Origin of the sequence: Bilifractor sp. LCP21S3_F8 (genome assembly GCF_052117805.1) — a bacterium.
Lineage (GTDB): Bacteria > Bacillota > Clostridia > Lachnospirales > Lachnospiraceae > Bilifractor.
This window is the reverse complement of the sequence record NZ_JBQKIK010000011.1, coordinates 1-18,343: the sequence shown is the minus strand read 5'-3', so window position 1 is coordinate 18,343 and position 18,343 is coordinate 1. Positions and strand designations below refer to the sequence as shown.

The 18,343-nt window shown below is 52.6% G+C and carries 15 protein-coding genes; all 15 read left to right on the top strand.

Features of this window, described 5'->3' with window-relative positions; translation table 11 throughout:
- The first annotated feature begins 7 nt into the window (after window positions 1-7).
- Window positions 8-1,093 carry an aspartate-semialdehyde dehydrogenase gene (gene asd / locus ACTQ3A_RS06845; RefSeq protein ID WP_441494476.1) on the top strand — a complete coding sequence of 362 codons (1,086 nt, stop codon included), beginning with the start codon at window positions 8-10 and terminating at the stop codon, window positions 1,091-1,093.
- 255 nt (window positions 1,094-1,348) lie between these two features.
- Window positions 1,349-3,391: a DNA topoisomerase gene (locus ACTQ3A_RS06840; protein WP_441494477.1), complete on the top strand. Its 2,043-nt coding sequence runs from the start codon at window positions 1,349-1,351 to the stop codon at window positions 3,389-3,391.
- Between the two features lie 121 nt (window positions 3,392-3,512).
- The gene (locus ACTQ3A_RS06835; protein WP_441100399.1) at window positions 3,513-4,205 is read left to right on the top strand and encodes an iron-sulfur cluster assembly scaffold protein; all 693 of its coding nucleotides are present in this window, start codon (window positions 3,513-3,515) and stop codon (window positions 4,203-4,205) included.
- An 18-nt stretch (window positions 4,206-4,223) separates the two neighbouring features.
- A complete protein-coding gene (locus ACTQ3A_RS06830; protein ID WP_441100397.1) occupies window positions 4,224-5,243 on the top strand; it encodes a GGGtGRT protein in 1,020 nt (339 codons plus the stop codon).
- Window positions 5,244-5,338: 95 nt separating this feature from the next.
- Window positions 5,339-7,261 (top strand): YgiQ family radical SAM protein, encoded by a 1,923-nt coding sequence (locus tag ACTQ3A_RS06825; protein WP_441494478.1) that lies wholly within the window; start codon window positions 5,339-5,341, stop codon window positions 7,259-7,261.
- The gene (locus ACTQ3A_RS06820) at window positions 7,258-9,201 is read left to right on the top strand and encodes a BMP family ABC transporter substrate-binding protein (RefSeq protein ID WP_441494479.1); all 1,944 of its coding nucleotides are present in this window, start codon (window positions 7,258-7,260) and stop codon (window positions 9,199-9,201) included. The genes ACTQ3A_RS06825 and ACTQ3A_RS06820 overlap by 4 nt, the downstream gene beginning before the upstream one ends.
- Before the next feature lie 22 nt (window positions 9,202-9,223).
- Window positions 9,224-9,910 carry a metallophosphoesterase family protein gene (locus ACTQ3A_RS06815; protein ID WP_441100393.1) on the top strand — a complete coding sequence of 229 codons (687 nt, stop codon included), beginning with the start codon at window positions 9,224-9,226 and terminating at the stop codon, window positions 9,908-9,910.
- Between the two features lie 340 nt (window positions 9,911-10,250).
- Window positions 10,251-10,805, top strand: a complete 555-nt coding sequence (locus ACTQ3A_RS06810) for a DUF3793 family protein (RefSeq protein ID WP_441100392.1) — start codon at window positions 10,251-10,253, stop codon at window positions 10,803-10,805.
- 101 nt (window positions 10,806-10,906) lie between these two features.
- Window positions 10,907-11,713, top strand: coding sequence for an MATE family efflux transporter (locus tag ACTQ3A_RS06805; RefSeq protein WP_441494480.1), 807 nt, complete (start codon window positions 10,907-10,909; stop codon window positions 11,711-11,713).
- Between the two features lie 269 nt (window positions 11,714-11,982).
- Window positions 11,983-12,639, top strand: coding sequence for a DUF3786 domain-containing protein (locus ACTQ3A_RS06800; RefSeq protein WP_441475115.1), 657 nt, complete (start codon window positions 11,983-11,985; stop codon window positions 12,637-12,639).
- On the top strand, window positions 12,632-13,735 hold the full coding sequence (locus ACTQ3A_RS06795; RefSeq protein ID WP_441475116.1) for a MurR/RpiR family transcriptional regulator: 1,104 nt from the start codon (window positions 12,632-12,634) through the stop codon (window positions 13,733-13,735). The genes ACTQ3A_RS06800 and ACTQ3A_RS06795 overlap by 8 nt, the downstream gene beginning before the upstream one ends.
- Before the next feature lie 27 nt (window positions 13,736-13,762).
- Window positions 13,763-15,043, top strand: coding sequence for an NAD(P)/FAD-dependent oxidoreductase (locus ACTQ3A_RS06790; RefSeq protein ID WP_441494481.1), 1,281 nt, complete (start codon window positions 13,763-13,765; stop codon window positions 15,041-15,043).
- 407 nt (window positions 15,044-15,450) lie between these two features.
- Complete coding sequence (gene cmk / locus ACTQ3A_RS06785) at window positions 15,451-16,134, top strand: (d)CMP kinase (RefSeq protein ID WP_441494482.1); 684 nt, start codon at window positions 15,451-15,453, stop codon at window positions 16,132-16,134.
- 13 nt (window positions 16,135-16,147) lie between these two features.
- Window positions 16,148-16,999: a 4-hydroxy-3-methylbut-2-enyl diphosphate reductase gene (gene ispH / locus ACTQ3A_RS06780; RefSeq protein WP_441475119.1), complete on the top strand. Its 852-nt coding sequence runs from the start codon at window positions 16,148-16,150 to the stop codon at window positions 16,997-16,999.
- A complete protein-coding gene (gene rpsA / locus ACTQ3A_RS06775; protein WP_441475120.1) occupies window positions 16,980-18,062 on the top strand; it encodes a 30S ribosomal protein S1 in 1,083 nt (360 codons plus the stop codon). The genes ispH and rpsA overlap by 20 nt, the downstream gene beginning before the upstream one ends.
- The last annotated feature ends 281 nt before the right edge of the window (window positions 18,063-18,343 follow it).

Below are 18,343 nucleotides of genomic sequence, written 5' to 3'. Positions count from 1 at the left end.
TTGAACAATGGACAGAAAATTAAGAGTCGGTATCCTCGGTGCCACCGGAATGGTAGGTCAGCGTTTTGTCACACTCATGGAAAATCATCCTTGGTTTGAAGTCACAGCTGTGGCAGCCAGCGCCAGAAGCGCCGGACAGACCTATGAGGAGGCTGTCGGAGGCCGTTGGAAAATGGAAACTCCGATGCCTGAATATGTAAAGAACATGACAGTAATGAACATTACGGAGGTTGAAAAGGTCACCGCTCTCGTTGATTTTGTGTTCTGTGCTCTGAATATGCCGAAGGATCAGATCCGCGAAATTGAGGATCGCTACGCAAAGGCAGAGACTCCTGTTGTATCCAATAACAGCGCAAACCGCTGGACACCGGACGTACCGATGGTCGTTCCGGAAATCAATGATTCCCACTTTGATGTAATCCCGTATCAGAGAAAGCGGCTCGGCACCACCCGTGGATTCATCGCCGTAAAGCCCAACTGCTCCATTCAGAGCTATGCTCCGGTTCTCACCGCGTGGATGAAATTCGAGCCGACCGAGGCTGTTGTCACGACATACCAGGCGATTTCCGGCGCAGGCAAAACATTCAAGGACTGGCCTGAAATGGAGGGAAATGTCATTCCCTTCATCAGCGGTGAAGAAGAGAAGAGCGAGCAGGAGCCGCTCCGCATCTGGGGTCATATTGAGAACGGCGAAATCGTAAAAGCGGAAGGTGTGAAGATCACCAGTCAGTGTCTTCGTGTTCCCGTACTGAACGGACACACCGCCGCCGCTTTTGTGAACTTCCGGAAGAATCCCTCCAAGGAAGAACTCATCGAAGCCATGGAGAGCTTCCGCGGATATCCGCAGGAGCACAATCTTCCGAGCGCTCCGAAGCAGTTCATCCGTTATATGACCGAGGATGACCGTCCTCAGGTTCGTCTGGATGTAAACTTCGAAAATGGAATGGGCATCAGTGTAGGACGTCTCCGCGAGGACAGCATCTTTGACTGGAAGTTTGTCGGCCTCTCCCACAACACACTCCGCGGAGCTGCCGGCGGCGCTGTTCTCTGTGCAGAGACCCTCGTTGACAAGGGCTATATCACCGCAAAATAAAATCCGACCGTCGGAAGGTGCTTTGCCGACCGACACCTTTTTCAGAAAGCCGGGATCCTGCCGCGGCAATGCCGGGCAGGATCTTTTTCCGTTTTTCCCCCTCCCTTCTATTTCCTTTTGTCGTCAGCCCTTGTCTGTCCCGTCTTCCATATGACAATCAGAGTCTTTGTAGAAGAACCCTTGTTCACGTTAATAAAGAAAGCTCCATCCACAGCAGGCGCAGTATCTCTGTATAAAGGAAAGTGAGGCCCCTCATTGCCCAAATCGCTCTATATCGCCGAAAAACCCAGCGTTGCGCAGGAATTTGCCAAGGCGCTCCATGAAAACCCGGTCCGCCATGACGGATATATGGAATCCGATAACAGTGTCGTCACCTGGTGTGTAGGGCATCTCGTGACCATGTCCTATCCGGACAAATACGACGAAAAATACAAAAAGTGGTCTTTTGACACCCTTCCTTTTCTTCCCGCACAATTCAGGTATGAAGTCATCAGCTCCGTCCGAAAACAGTTCCAGATTGTCAGCGGTCTTCTGAACCGCGAAGACGTAGAAACCATATACGTCTGCACCGACTCAGGACGGGAAGGAGAATATATCTACCGCCTTGTCGCTATGATGGCGAAGGTTCCCCCAACCAGGGACCAGCGGAGAGTGTGGATCGACTCACAGACAGAGGAAGAAATTCTCAGAGGAATCCGCGAGGCGAAAAACATATCGGAATACGACAATCTGTCCGAAGCCGCGTTTCTGCGGGCAAAGGAGGATTATCTGATGGGAATCAATTTTTCCCGGGCCCTTTCCCTGCGTTATTCCTACGATCTCTCCTCCTACCTTGGCGGCAAATATCACGCCATTGCTGTCGGAAGAGTCATGACCTGTGTGCTGGGAATGGTAGTACGCAGAGAGCGGGAAATCCGGGATTTTGTAAAAACCCCGTTTTTCCGTGTTCTTGCAAGCCTGTCCTGGCAGGGCCGGTCATTCGAGGGCGAATGGAAAGCCGTTGAAGGCAGCCGCAGTTTTCAGTCCCCGAAGCTTTACAAAGAGAACGGCTTCCGGAAGAAAGAGGATGCGGAAGAGCTGATACAATATCTTGGCGGAATCCATCCGCAGGAAATGAAAGCGGTCCGCGTGGAGAAGAAGACCGCCCGGAAGAATCCTCCCCTCCTGTACAATCTGGCGGAAATTCAGAACGACTGCTCCCGGTTCTTTAAGATCAGCCCTGACCAGACACTGAACATCATTCAGGAGCTCTACGAAAAGAAACTGGTGACCTACCCCAGAACGGACGCGCGTGTTCTGTCCACCGCGATCGCAAAGGAAATCAACCGGAACATCGGAGGCCTCCGGAATTACGCCCCGGCTGCGTCCTTCGCCTCCGAGATTCTGGAGAAGGGTACCTGGAAGGGCATCGGAAAGACCCGCTACACCAACGATAAACAGATCACCGACCACTATGCGATCATACCGACCGGACAGGGCCTCCAGAACCTGAAAAATCTGACCCCGCTCGCCGGTAAGGTCTATGATCTGATTGTCCGGAGATTCCTGAGCATTTTCTATCCGCCCGCAGTCTACCAGAAGGTCAGTCTCGAGACACAGATCGAGACCGAACATTTCTTCTCCAATTTCAGCGTACTCACAGAAGAGGGATACCTGAAGCTGGCGTACCGGAACCCGGCCAAAAAAACAAACGCGTCTGCAGATGACTCCGGAGAATCCTCTCCGCCGGACAATGCCGAAGAACAGGTCGACACGGGATTCCTCGAAGCATTAAAGCAGCTGCATAAGGGAAGTGTTCTTCCGGTCAGCGGCTATAAGATCAGGGAAGGGGAAACCTCTCCGCCGAAGAGATATACTTCCGGTTCCATGATACTTGCGATGGAAAACGCCGGACAGCTGATCGAGGACGAAGAGCTGAGGGAACAGATCAAGGGAAGCGGCATCGGCACTTCCGCGACCCGCGCGGAAATCCTGAAAAAGCTATTCAACAATAAATACCTCGAACTGAACAAAAAAACCCAGGTCATCACACCTACGCAGATCGGAGAAATGATCCATGATGTGGTTTACTGCTCAATCCGCTCTCTTTTGAATCCGGAGCTCACCGCATCCTGGGAGAAGGGGCTCACCTATGTCGCGGAAGGGACCATTGAGCCCTCTGAATATCTGAACAAACTCGAGACCTTCGTGGCAAACCGCACTAACGCGGTCAAGCAGACGAACAACCGGGCAATCCTTCAGAAGCGATACGATTACATCTCCCAGTTCTACAAGAAAGGCCGGCGCAAAAAATCATAAAGACGCCCGTGATCCCCGTGTGGAATCGTTCTTTTTCTGACGAAATCCCCTTTACGAAAAGGCGGATTTATGCGAGAATATAAACGGCTATGTGAAAAACTTTTTTGAAAGGAGTTTTACAATGATTTATTCACAAGAAGTAGAAGATATGTGCGTTGTACATCAGGGCGTACATCATGGCGCTGCTCCTATTCCTGAAGAAGCTAAATGGGTTCAGGCAAAGGAGGTTAAAGATATTTCCGGGTTTACACATGGTGTAGGCTGGTGTGCACCGCAGCAGGGTGCCTGCAAACTGTCTTTGAACGTCAAGGAAGGAATCATCCAGGAAGCTCTGATCGAGACGATCGGCTGCTCCGGTATGACCCATTCCGCTGCAATGGCAGCAGAGGTTCTTCCGGGACTTACCGTTCTGGAGGCTCTGAACACAGACCTTGTCTGCGACGCGATCAATACTGCTATGCGTGAGCTCTTCCTTCAGATCGCTTATGGCCGCTCCCAGAGTGCGTTCTCCGAGGATGGTCTTCAGATCGGCGCTGGTCTTGAAGATCTTGGAAAGGGTCATCGTTCTCAGGTCGGAACCATGTACAGTACTCTTGCGAAGGGACCGCGTTATCTTGAGATGACAGACGGCTACGTAAAGGAACTTGCTCTTGACGAGAATGATGAGATCATTGGATATAAATTCGTAAACTTCGGAAAGATGATGGACTTCATCAAAGCCGGCGACGATGCTAATACCGCATTTGAGAAGGCTTCCGGTCAGTACGGCCGCGTAGCTGACGCCGTGAAGTTCATTGACCCGAGAAAAGATTGATAGAGGAGGACGACAAAGATGGCTTTATTTGAATCATATGAAAGAAGAGAAAAACAGATTCTCGCAAAGCTTGCTGAGTACGGGATCAACTCTATTGAAGAAGCAGCAGAAGTAACAAAGGCCGCAGGTCTTGATGTATACCATCAGGTTGAGAGCATCCAGCCGATCTGCTTTGAGAACGCAAAATGGGCTTACACTGTAGGCGCAGCAATCGCGATCAAGAAGAACTGCCGCACAGCCGCTGAGGCTGCTGCCGCAATCGGTGAGGGACTTCAGTCCTTCTGTATCCCGGGATCCGTAGCTGACCGCCGCAAGGTTGGTCTCGGACATGGAAACCTGGGCAAGATGCTCCTGGAAGAGGACACCGAGTGCTTCGCATTCCTCGCCGGCCACGAGTCCTTCGCAGCAGCAGAGGGCGCGATCGGTATCGCCGAGAAGGCAAACAAGGTACGTAAAAAACCGCTGCGTGTCATCCTGAACGGTCTCGGAAAGGATGCGGCTCAGATCATCTCCCGTGTAAACGGCTTCACCTTTGTGGAGACCTCCTATGATTACAAGACAGGCGAGCTCAAGGAATTAAGCCGCACCTGCTATTCCAAGGATCCGAACGGCGCGCGCGCAAAGGTTAACTGCTACGGTGCCAACGATGTACAGGAAGGCGTTGCCATCATGTGGCATGAGAACGTTGATGTTTCCATCACCGGAAACTCCACCAACCCGACCCGCTTCCAGCATCCGGTCGCAGGCACCTACAAGAAGGAGCGCCTCGAGGCAGGCAAGAAGTACTTCTCCGTTGCTTCCGGCGGCGGCACAGGCCGTACCCTTCATCCGGACAATATGGCTGCAGGCCCTGCATCCTACGGTATGACAGATACCATGGGACGTATGCACAGCGACGCTCAGTTCGCAGGATCCTCCTCCGTTCCGGCTCATGTAGAAATGATGGGTCTGATCGGCGCAGGTAACAACCCCATGGTCGGCATGACCGTTGCGGTTGCCGTTGCGGTTGAGGAAGCTGCAAAGGCAGGACGTTTCTGATCTGACACCGCCCGGGCTGTATACACCGGTTTCCACACCCCGGAAACATCCGAATCGGATGTTCCGGGGTTTTTTCATAACGGAGGCACTGTTACATGAGTTTTTTGCCCGTTTCCAGAGAAGACATGAAAAGGCAGAACATCACACAGCTTGATTTTATCTATGTCTGCGGCGACGCCTATGTAGATCACCCCAGCTTCGGTTCCGCGATCATCGGAAGAGTCCTTGTTTCCCGCGGCTACAGCGTCGGTATGATCTGCCAGCCCGACTGGAGGGATCCGGCAAGCATCGCCGTTCTTGGTGAGCCGAGGCTCGGTTTCCTGGTATCCGCGGGGAATATGGATTCCATGGTTCTCCACTATACTGTCGCGAAAAAGCGCCGGCACGAGGATCTGTACAGTCCCGGCGGGAAGGGCGACTGCCGCCCCGACCGGGCTGTAATCGTCTACTGCAACCTGATCCGGCGAACCTTCAGGCACACCCCGGTCATCATCGGAGGAATTGAGGCAAGTCTTCGAAGACTCGGCCACTATGACTACTGGTCCGATAAGGTACGCCGGTCCATTCTTCTGGAGTCCGGCGCGGACCTCCTGTCCTACGGGATGGGAGAGCGCAGTATTGTTGCGATCGCTGACGCTCTCGCCTCCGGCATCCCCGCAAGGGATATTACCTACATCGACGGAACCGTTTACAAGACCAGAGATGAAGAGAGCATCTACGATGCCGTCCGACTGCCCGATTTCAGCGAGATCAGCGAGGACAGTGAAAGGGGCCGCAGAAAATACGCCGAAAGCTATGCGGTGCAATACGCCAATACAGATCCTTTTCAGGCAAAACGGATCTATGAGGGCTATGGGAACGGTGTCCGCGGCAGCGACGGCTCCGATCACGGGTCCGGGATGACCTATGTCGTCCAGAACCCGCCCTCAAAACCGCTGACGCAGATGGAGATGGACGACATCTACGCGCTTCCCTATATGCGCCGCTGGCATCCGATGTACGACAGGCAGGGTGGAATCCCCGCCCTCGCCGAGATCCGCTTCAGTCTGACCAGCAATCGGGGCTGTTTCGGCGAATGCAACTTCTGCGCGCTCACCATGCACGAAGGCAGAATCGTCCAGGCCAGAAGCCATGAATCCATTCTCCGGGAGGCGCGGCAGATGATAAAGGAGAAGGACTTCAAGGGCTATATCCACGATGTCGGAGGTCCCACGGCGGAGTTTCGCGCTCCCGCTTGTGACAAGCAGCTGAAGTACGGTGCCTGCGTGCACAAACGATGTCTCTATCCCCGCCCCTGCAGCAATCTGCGCGTCGACCACTCCGACTACCTGAAGCTTCTGAAAGAGCTGAGAAGTCTCGACGGTGTGAAAAAGGTATTCGTCCGGTCCGGCTTCCGCTTCGATTATCTCATGGCGGACCGGGACAGGAATTTTCTCCGGGAGCTTTGCCGTTATCATGTGAGCGGACAGCTCCGGGTCGCCCCCGAACACATCTCCGACAATGTTCTGCGGGAGATGGGAAAACCGCCGGTGAAGGTATATAATGCCTTCGTACATGAGTTCGAAAAGGTGAACCGTGAGCTCGGGATGAAACAGTACATCGTTCCGTATCTGATGTCTTCCCACCCCGGCAGCCGTCTCTCAGACGCAATTGCCCTCGCCGAATATATCCGCGACATGGGATACATGCCGGAACAGGTTCAGGATTTCTATCCGACACCCGGCACGGTTTCCACCACCATGTATTATACCGGCCTGGACCCTCTGTCCATGCAGCCGGTGTATGTCGCAAGAAATCCGCACGAAAAGGCGATGCAGCGGGCCCTGATCCAGTACCGCAGGCCGGAAAATTATGATCTGGTAAAAGAGGCCCTCCAGAAAGAGGGGAGAGAGGATCTGATCGGATTCGGTCCCCATTGTCTGATCCCGCCGAGAAAAATGGCAGAGCATTCCGCACACAGCACCGGAAGAAACGTTCATTCTCACAAAAAACCGTCCGGAAGGAGGAAGAGAAGATGAGAGAGGATTATGTAAAGGCAAAAAAGCAGGCTGACAAGGCGCTCCGGAAAGCGGCCGGCGAGGGAAGATATCCGTATCTGACCTCTCTGGACAGTTTCCTTCCCAATTACATGACACTGGCGAAGGTACCCGTAGGAGTCAAGGACATCCCCATCCGCATGATTGCCGGCACTGTAACAGAAAGCCGGCAGAATGCTTTTACCTGGAACTTTCTGCCGACTCTGAGATACTACACCGAATTCGGGCAGAAGTGGTCCACCCTCTACGACGCCCAGCAGGCCGAGGGAATCCACGACCCGATCAAGTGTTTTGAATATCTCAACCGTTTCTATGTCCTTGAGGGCAATAAACGGGTATCCGTGCTCAGCTACTGCGGAGCCAGATCGATTGCCGCAGATATCACCCGCATTCTTCCGATAAAGTCGGATGACATCGATATCCGCGTCTATTATGAATTTCTGGATTACTACAAAGTCACTCAGCTCTACGGCATTGTTTTTTCCAAACCCGGCTGCTATGCGAGACTGGCCACACTGTACGGAAGAGACCTGACCGAACCCTGGCCCATCGAGACGGTCGAGGACCTGCGCTCGGATTTCAACCGTTTCTCCGACGCATACGACGCAAAAGGCGGGGAAAATCTTCGGATTTCCGCAGGTGACGCCTTCCTGATTTACCTGGGTTTCTACCACCGCCAGAGTCTTCAGGAGGACACCCGTTCCTCCATCGAGAAGAAAATCGGCTTGATCTGGAACGAGCTTCTGAGCGCGGAGAACGAGGGAAATGCGGCCCTGCTCGATACTCCGGACACCTCACGAAAGGGGAACATCCTCACCAATCTGTTTACCCCTGTATACACAAAAGAGCAGCCTCTCCGCGTCGCCTTCCTCTACTCCCGTCCGCCGAAGACCTCGCGCTGGCTTTATGGCCATGAGCTCGGCAGAAATGAGTTGAATCAGACCTACGAGGGCGTCGTGGATGCCATCTGTTTCGATGACTGCAATACAGAGGAAAAGCTCGACGCCGCCTTTGATGCCGCTGCGGCGGATCTCGATGAAGTGGTCTTCACCACCTCACCGGACATGATGGACGCTTCCAAACGCGCCGCTATACGATATCCGAACATGAAGATCCTTAACTGCTCCATCGACCTTATGAGCAGCGCGGTCCGCACCTATTATCCGAAGATGTACGAGGCAAAGCTCATCATGGGCGCTCTCGCGGCGTCCTACGCAGAAGACCACCGTATCGGCTACGTCGCAGACTATCCGCTGAACGGAAACATCGCGAACATCAACGCTTTCGCGATCGGAGCCGCCATGATTGATCCGGAAGTCAGGATCCTCCTGAAATGGAGCGGCATAAAGAACAGCCGATGGGAGGAGGAGTTCAATGAGCAGGCGATCGGGGTCATCTCCGGTCCGGACCTTATCCGGCCGGATGAAGCATCCCGGAAATACGGTGTGTACAAGCGTCTGGCGGACGGAACCATCCGCAATATTGCCGCGCCCCTGTGGAACTGGGGACAGTTCTATATTCAAATTGTAGACACCATCCTCGACGGCTCCTGGAACAACCGTGAGAACATCAGCAAGGAGCAGGCAATCAACTACTGGTTCGGTTTTTCCAGTGGCGCCATCAATGTGATTCTCTCCCAGAATATTTCGTATTATTCCCGCAAGATGGCATATCTGTTCCAGCAGGGCATCGAGAACGGAACCATCAATCCATTCTGCGGCGAACTCCGCAGCCAGACCGGACTCATCCAGGATGCAGGCGGAGGATCACAGCTGACCAATGACCAGATCATTCACATGAACTGGCTCAACGACAACATCATCGGATCACTCCCGGATCCCTCGCAGCTCACAGATACGATTCATTCCACGATGGAGCGGAGCGGGGTTCAGGGAATCCCCACTGCCGAAGAGCAGAAATAAGGAACAGAACGGAGAGATAAAAATGAAATTACTGCTACTGGCCGACGAGGAAGTCAAACAGCTCTGGGATTTCTACAGACCCGGCATGCTCAGGGATTACAATCTGATCGTATCCTGTGGAGATCTCAACAGAAAATACCTGGAATTTCTTGTCACAATGGCGAGCTGCCCGATCCTCTACGTCCGGGGCAACCACGACAAAACTTACAGGGAACAGCCGCCGGAAGGATGCATCTGCATTGAAGACACCGTCTATGACTACCATGGTCTGCGGCTTCTCGGACTGGGCGGATCCATGCGCTACCGTCCGGACGCCGACAACATGTACAACGAAAAGGAGATGGAAGACCGTATTCGCAGAATCACGCGCGAAATCCGTCTTCGCAACGGCTTCGACGTCCTTGTCACCCATGCTCCCGCAAAGGGCTACGGAGACCTCGAGGATCTCCCGCACAGGGGATTTGAATGCTTCAATGAGCTGATGAACAAATGGCACCCGAAATACATGTTCTACGGCCACGTTCACAAATCCTATAACAACTGCCATTTCGAACGCGAAATCCTTCATCCGAGCGGAGCCCGTCTGATCAACGCCTACCAGAAATACGAGCTGGAGATCGGTGATGACGAATATCCTTCCGTCGGACATACCGGTTCTTTTATCTACGACCTTGTAATGTCCATGAAGAACAAAAAGAATCCATATTAACAACAGCAGAATCACGCCGATGAACCTTCTTTGTGAACTACTCCGACTTATAGAAGTCGGAGTAGTTCACAGAACCGGGGGATTCATCGGCGCGATATGAATTCAGTTCTTCTTGGATTCTTCTTGGATTCTTATCTGATCCTTATCCGATTCTGCACACACTTCCCGTTGACAGCGCTACATTCGTATGATATATTGAATCTGCGTTAGATATATCTAATATTTGTAAACAAACTTGTACTTCTGTGCACAGATGCCGGAGAAACCGCGTTATTCAAGCCGCAGAGCCGGTATGATTCAGGTCATTCATTATAGATGAAGACCGGATATCGGAGGAATCATGTCAGACCAGACACTTGTCGATCACGCCTCACCTACACTCGCCGGACTGAAGACAGGGGCCCTTTTTCCTGTTCATTACCCGGACGAACAATCCATGAGAGAAGATATTCGACGTTACAACAGACGCATGCAGACGGCCGGGCTCCGGCTTCTTCCGGTCCGCTACAGAGACGGACGCGCTCTGCTGTATCTGTACCGCGGAAAAGATTTGGACAGGGATCTCGGGCAGGAGAAGAGCCGACGAATCCTCGCGTCAGCGGGCTACACAGGGACACATGCCTCGGAGTGCGTCTGTGAACTTGTCTGCCGCATGCGGCAGAACCGGGATTTTCCCCACGAAGTCGGCGTCTTTCTCGGATATCCGCCGGAAGATGTCGAAGGGTTCATACAGAACCATGCGAAAAACTTCAAATTTGTCGGGACCTGGAAGGTTTACGCAAACGAGGATGAGGCTAGAAATTCCTTCGACCGGTACAGAAAATGCACCCGGTGTTACCAGAAGCTTCTGTCGGTTGGTATTCCCCTGGAGAAGCTTCTGGTTTCTAACCGGTAATCAAACGAGATAAAACACGCTGCGCGAGTTTTATCTCGTTTATGCCGCAGCCGGCCCCTGTGCAGACCGGCTGATCTATAGAACAGGAGGATATTCATATCATGAACGAAACAGCAGATACCGTGCACACAGAAAACAAAATGGGGACGCAGCCGATGGGCCGTATCCTGTGGGCGATGGGAATTCCAATCATCGTTTCGATGATCCTGCAGGCGTGCTACAACATTGTGGACAGCATGTTTGTAAGCCGGATGCCGGATATGAACGGACTGGCTCACACAGGAGAGTACGCCATGACCTATGGCGTAAACATCATCTTTGCAGGAGTTTCGACAGCAGCCGTCACCGCCTATGGCATTTTCTACAAGATCCAGCAGTTCATTTTCTTCGCCGGCTTCGGCCTCCGTGATGCCATCACGCCGCTGATCGCATACAATTACGGCATGGGAAGCTATAAACGGGTCATAGAAGGAGTCCGGTACGGAATCCTTGACACAAGTCTTATCATGATCATCGGAATCATCGCCATGGAGGTGTTCGCGCATCCGCTCGCACAGATTTTCGGCCTGTCCGAACACACGGAAATTCTCTGCGCGCGGGCGATGCGCATTATCGCTCCCGGATTCATCTTCGCCGGAATCAACATCTCCTCGCAGGGAATCTTTCAGGCGCTTGAAAAGGGCACATACTCTCTGTATGTCTCTCTGCTGCGGCTGGTTATTGTTGTTCTGCCCCTCGCTTACCTCTTCTCTATCATGGAGAGCGCGGAATTCCTGATCTGGTTTGCTTTCCCGATCGCAGAGGCTGTCGCCATGCTCGTCGCCGCTTTCCTCCTGAAGCGCACCCGCGTTCAGAAGATTGAACCGATGAGGAAATGGAGCAGGAATCAAACCCAGTCTGCGGAATGAAAATAACGGCTGCTGTTAACAGCGCAATTGACGGGCATTGCTTTCACAGTTATTTCTGTCGCTGCAGCGCCGGAAAGGACACCTGGAAATCTTTTTCCTGTGAGTTGCGCCCGAACCGGAAGTGTGATACCATCGGCATAAAAAGTATGACGTGTAATCTTGCAGAATCCCCGGAAAATCTGTCGGCAGTACCTGTTTTTTTGCTGCCGGCTCAAAAATCGGGGCCGATATGAATAAATATCCGTCATAATAATACCGGGGGTATATCAATGGAAGAAAAAACAGAAACAGCAGCACAAAACAGGAAGCCGGACTACAACAGACACAGCCTGCAGGAGCAGCCCATCGAATTCTATACGCAGAAGTTTCGTGAAGCCGATCCTGCAGAGATTGCGGCCAGGACTCACACAGATTACAACGAAGAGAAGCAGCGCTTCACCCTGCGTTTTCTGGGCAGGGATTACAGCATTTCCTGGCCCGGCTTTGAGATCACACCGCAAATCGCAGACAACAGCGGAAGAGTACTGATTCTCCGCTATCTGCTTTTTGCGGAATATGAAGCATTCAGCAATCACTTCATCTCGTTCCGCGACATGCCTTCCGGTGATCTGTATTTCGGTCCCTTCCAGGGCAGATGCATCTTCCGCTTCAATCACAAATACGGCAGCCGGAAAAGCGTCTTTCAAAAAGTCCTTGAGGGTATGGGAGCCACAAAGGTAGACTATGCCGACGCCTGCTATGACATCGAGCTTCTCCCGGAGCTGTACATCCGCTTTATCCTGTGGGAAGGCGATGACGAATTCCCGGCATCCTCTCAGATTCTTTTTTCCGATAACTTCAAAAAAGCATTCGCGACCTACGACCTCGCAGAGGCCGGCGGCGTCTGTCTCAACGCCTTCAGTGCATGGGAGGCAGATCATGCGTAAGGAAGACGAAAGCTTTTCTTTCAGCGCGGCGCCCCGGTCCGGCAGGTCAGATGATAGCATCTGTGAAGGCAGCTTTTGTCCGGAACCCGACGAATCCCCGGATCCCGGCGAAAAAAAACACATTCAGGAATTCTCCATCAGCAGTCCCTCCGCAGATCACCGGAAAGCACAGGAGGACAGTCTCTCCTCCAGAATCAGCCGGCTCTACCCAAACATGAGCAAGGGGCAGAAACGGCTCGCCGACTATGTCACCGAGCACTACGAGAAAGCCGCCTTTATGACCGCGGCAGAGCTCGGCAAGCAGGCCCGCGTCAGCGAATCCACTACGGTGCGCTTCGCAACCCTTCTGGGATACCGCGGATTTCCCGAATTTCACCAGACACTGGAGGAGCTCGTTCGCAACCGTCTGAATTCTATCCAGCGTATGGAGGTCACCTACGAACGGATTCCTCAGGACAAAATTCTGGACACCGTTCTGACAAGCGACATCGAGAAAATCAAGCTGACACAGGAGCACATGGACCGAAAAGCCTTCCATCTGGCCATCGAGACCATTCTCTCCGCAAAAACCATCTATGTCATGGGGCTCCGGAGCTGCGCGCCGCTTGCCGCTTTTCTCGCCTTCTATCTGAATGAAATTTTTGACAATGTCCGCCTGGTGAATTCCACAGGCTCAAGTGAGGTATTTGAGCAGCTGATCCGAATCGGAGAGAAGGATGTCATCATCGGGATCAGCTTTCCCAGATACTCGATGCGCACGCTTAAGGCGATGGAATTTGCCAACAACCGCAACGCAAAAGTCATCACGCTGACCGACAGCATTCACTCCCCGATGAACCTGTATTCCTCCTGCAATCTGATTGCCAGAAGCGATATGGCTTCCATCGTAGACTCGCTGGCTGCGCCCCTCTCCGTGATCAACGCGCTGATTGTGGCGCTTTCCATGCGGCGGCAGAATGAGGTTGTGAACACCATGACCACACTGGAGCGGATCTGGAATGAATACCAGGTATACTCGCGCGACGAGATCAATCCTCTTGATGATCACCGCGGGATAAACCTGAAGGATCCTGACCGGAATACAATTGATGACTGAATTTTTCAAAAGACCGGGGGAATATCTATGTCTAAAATCTGCGTGATCGGAGGCGGAGCGGCAGGCATGGCTTGTGCCATGTTCGCGGCGGAACGCGGCTTCAAAGTTCACCTTTTTGAGCGAAACGAAAAACTGGGCAAAAAGCTCTTTATTACCGGCAAAGGCCGCTGCAACTTTACAAATGCGTGTGAGAAAGACGAGCTTTTCCCCCACGTCGTGACCAATCCGCGCTTTTTATACAGCGCCTTCAACAGCTTCAGCAGTCAGGATACCATCCGTCTCTTTGAGAGCCTTGGCGTGCACACAAAGGTGGAACGCGGCAACCGGGCATTCCCATCGTCTGATCACTCCTCTGACATCATCCGCGCGCTGGAAAGCCGTCTCCGGCTGCTGGATGTGAAGATTCATCTGAAGACCAGGGTCATGAAAGTTCTGACGGAGGATCTCTCCCCGGAGGAAACCATAAAGAAGCAGAACCGGAGAGTCAGCGGCATCCTTCTGGAAAACGGATCCGTAATCCCCTGCGATGATGTGATCCTTGCGACCGGAGGGCTTTCCTATCCTTCCACCGGCTCCACCGGAGACGGCCTTATCATCGCGGAAAGTCTCGGCCATACCCTCCAGAAGCAGCGCCCCGCGCTGGTTCCTCTCGAGACCGCCGAGCCCTATATACCCGAACTGCAGGGACTGTCCCTGAGGAATGTCACACTGACCATCCCCTACGGAAAGAAAAAACAGTTCCGCGAATTCGGCGAAATGCTCTTTACCCATTTCGGAGTCAGCGGTCCACTTGCTCTGACCGCGAGCTCGTATATTGGAAAGTACCTGGAAGACGGACCTCTTGCGGCATACATTGACCTGAAGCCCGCTCTCACCGACGAACAGCTTGACGCAAGGCTCCTCAGAGAATTCGAAAACGCACGGAATAAAGAACTGAAGAACGCCACCGCCTCCCTTTTCCCGGCGAAACTTCGCCCGGTCATGATGAAGCTGAGCGCAATTCCCGAAGACAAACCGGTCAATGAAATCACCAGAGAGGAAAGAGCCGGCTTCCGCCGACTGGTAAAAGCCTTTCCATTCACCATAACCGGTCTTCGCAGTTACAACGAGGCCATCATCACCCAGGGCGGGATCTCTGTGAAGGAAATCAATCCGTCCACCATGGAATCCCGTCTGGTGCGCGGCATGTACGCGATCGGAGAGGTCCTTGACCTTGACGCCGTCACCGGAGGCTTCAATCTGCAGATCGCGTGGTCTACGGCAAAGGTATGCGCCGACGCGCTTTCAGACAATAACCGGTCTTCATAACCAGCTCAGATGGGCCGGCCGTGGCAGCTCCGGACAGAAGAAACGGACTCAGTCGAGTCACTCGTGGACAGGGAAGCGGATGACGCTCTTCACAATTTCTGCCGGATCGTTTATAATTTTCTGCAGTGTATCTATGCAAACAGCTGCTCCGCCACCGCGGAGCGCCGCATTATTTCTGCCGGACGGTTTATCATGTGCCGGCAATGTAACTAGGCAAACAGCCGCCCGCGAGGGCGGGACACAACATTTATTCAGCCTGCGGATTGTCCAACGAGATAAAACACGCTGCGCGAGTTTTATCTCGCTATCGCGACGCTCGCCGCACACGAATACTTCGAATTCGGCTACGGCTCACTGTTCGCGTAAATTATATGCGTCTCCGACGTCCGGCAGGCACGAGGTCAGAAATGAGTTTTCAGATTGCAATTGACGGCCCCGCCGGAGCGGGGAAAAGCACCATAGCCAGGAGAGTCTCCGAAGCGCTTGGCTTTATTTACGTTGACACCGGAGCCATGTACCGGGCCATGGGCCTATATTGTCTGGACCTGGGGATCGACACGGAGGATGAAAACGCCGTCAACGCGTCCCTTCCCGGCGCCAGACTGAGTCTTCAAATCATCGAGGGCAGTCAGCATGTATTTTTAAACGGAAAAGACGTTACCGGACGGATTCGTTCCGAGGAGGCGGGAATGATGGCCTCCAAGACAAGCCGGTACGCCGCGAACCGTGAGAAAATGGTAGCCATGCAGCAGGAAATCGCCCGCTCGCAGAACGTTGTGATGGACGGAAGAGATATCGGAACCGTCGTCCTGCCTGATGCGCCGCTGAAGATCTACCTGACCGCAAGCGTTCAGGTCCGCGCTCTCCGCAGGTACCGGGAACTGCTTCAGAAGGGTCAGACTCCCGTTCTTGAGGAGATTGAAAAGGACATTGCCGCAAGGGATGACCAGGACATGCACCGGAAGAATTCCCCGCTTCGAAAGGCAGAAGACGCCGTCCTCGTAGACAGCTCTGACATGACGATCGAGGAGGTTGCAGATACCATCACGGACCTTGCCCGTGCCAGAATCGCAGAAAAGGGCAGCTGCTGAGAGGAGGGGACGGATGGAGATTATCAAAGCAAAGAGCGCAGGATTCTGTTTCGGCGTAAAAAGAGCAGTTGACGAGGTTCAGAAACAAATTCGCGATGGCCGGAAGCCCGTCTATACCTATGGACCGATCATTCACAACGAACAGGTGGTAAATAAGCTCGCGGCCCAGGGAGTCCGGGTCATCCGCTCAGAGGAAGAGCTCGATCAGATCCATGAGGGTACCATCATCATCCGCTCTCACGGCGTTCCCGAGCGGATACAGAAAAAAATGGAATCACTGGGAGTGGACCTTGTGGACGCCACATGTCCCTTTGTCAAAAAAATCCATGAGATTGCCCGGAAGGCAGGCGAAAACGGTGACATCCTCATCATCGCCGGAAACCCGAATCACCCTGAAGTACAGGGCATCATGGGCTGGACCAAAGGAGAGGTCTATGCAGTCGAATCCCCCGAAGAATTGCAGAATCTGAAGATCCCGGAGGGCCGGAAGGCGGTTCTGGTCGCCCAGACCACTTTTGATAAAGTAAAATTTGAAGATATTGTTGAAATTTTTGCCAGAACGCGTTATAGTAGTTATGTTGTAAATACTGTGTGCAATGCAACTGACGAGCGGCAGACAGAAGCGCGGGAGATTGCGCAGAAAGTAGATGCTATGGTTGTCATCGGAGGCAGGCATAGTTCTAACACACAAAAGCTGTATCATATTTGCAGTGAGAAATGTGCGAATACTTACTTCATTGAGACACTTGTTGATTTGGATTTGAAACCTTTTCAATCTTATTCTCGTGTAGGTATCACAGCTGGAGCATCTACTCCAAATAGTATAATTGAGGAGGTTACAGAACATGTCAGAATTAAGCTTTGAAGAAATGCTGAACGAGTCTTTCAAGACCGTACATAACGGAGAGGTAGTCGAGGGAACGGTCATCGACGTCAAACCGGAGCAAATCATCCTGAACATCGGGGTTAAGGCTGATGGCATTCTGACCAGAAACGAGTATTCTAATGATAACTCTCTGGATCTGACAACCGTCGTTAAAGTCGGTGACAAGATGGAAGTCAAGGTCATGAAGGTCAACGATGGCGAGGGTCAGGTACTTCTCACCTACAAGAAGCTGGTTGCCGAGAGAGGCAATAAGAAACTCGAAGAGGCATTTGAGAACCATGAGGTTCTGAAGGCAAAGGTTGTCCGCGTTCTGAACGGCGGACTGAGTGTCAACGTAGACGGCGCGCGTGTATTCATCCCGGCCAGCCTCGTATCTGACACCTTTGAGAAGGATCTCAACAAATACATGGATCAGGAGATTGAATTCGTGATCATCGAGTTCAATCCGAGAAGAAGAAGAATCATCGGCGACCGCAAGCAGCTTGTTGTAGCCGAGAAGAAGAAAGCCCAGGAGGAGCTCTTCTCCAGAATTCACGTGGGCGATGTTGTCGAGGGAACTGTTAAGAATATCACTGATTTCGGTGCATTCATTGATCTCGGCGGAGCGGACGGTCTGCTTCATATCTCCGAGATGAGCTGGGGCCGCGTTGACAATCCGCGTTCTATCCTTTCGGTAGGACAGAAGGTTACCTGCCTGATCAAGGATATCAAAGGCGATCGCATTGCGCTGAGCCTGAAGTTTGACGATCAGAATCCGTGGCTTACCGCCGATGAGAAGTACGCGGTTGGAACCGTTGTAGAGGGCAGAGTAGCCCGCATGACTGACTTCGGCGCTTTCGTTGAGCTTGAGCCAGGCATTGACGCTCTTCTTCATGTATCTCAGATTTCCAGAGATCATGTCGACAAGCCGTCTGATGTGCTGAATGTCGGCGACATCATCACTGCGAAGATCGTTGATTTCAATGCAGAGGATCGCAAGATCTCCCTCAGCATCAAGGCTCTTCAGAACGATTCTCAGGATGAGGCTTCTGACGAACAGTAATCCGCCGGAGAATCCCCGGATTTCTCTTATATATCAGAGTTTATAAAGCTCAGATGAGCATGTAAAACCCGCAGATCCTGTCTTTTCAGGATTTGCGGGTTTTTCTCTTCTTCGTTTCATGAAAGCTCAATATCGCATACAGTCTCTTACGCGCGCTTCGCGGCAGGCGGCCTGTCTGCGTTTTCGAAGAGCTTATACAGTAAACCCCCATGCCCCGCAGGCGGAGCACCACAATAGATATAGCCTGTATTCTGAAAACCCATTATACTACCTCCTTATTT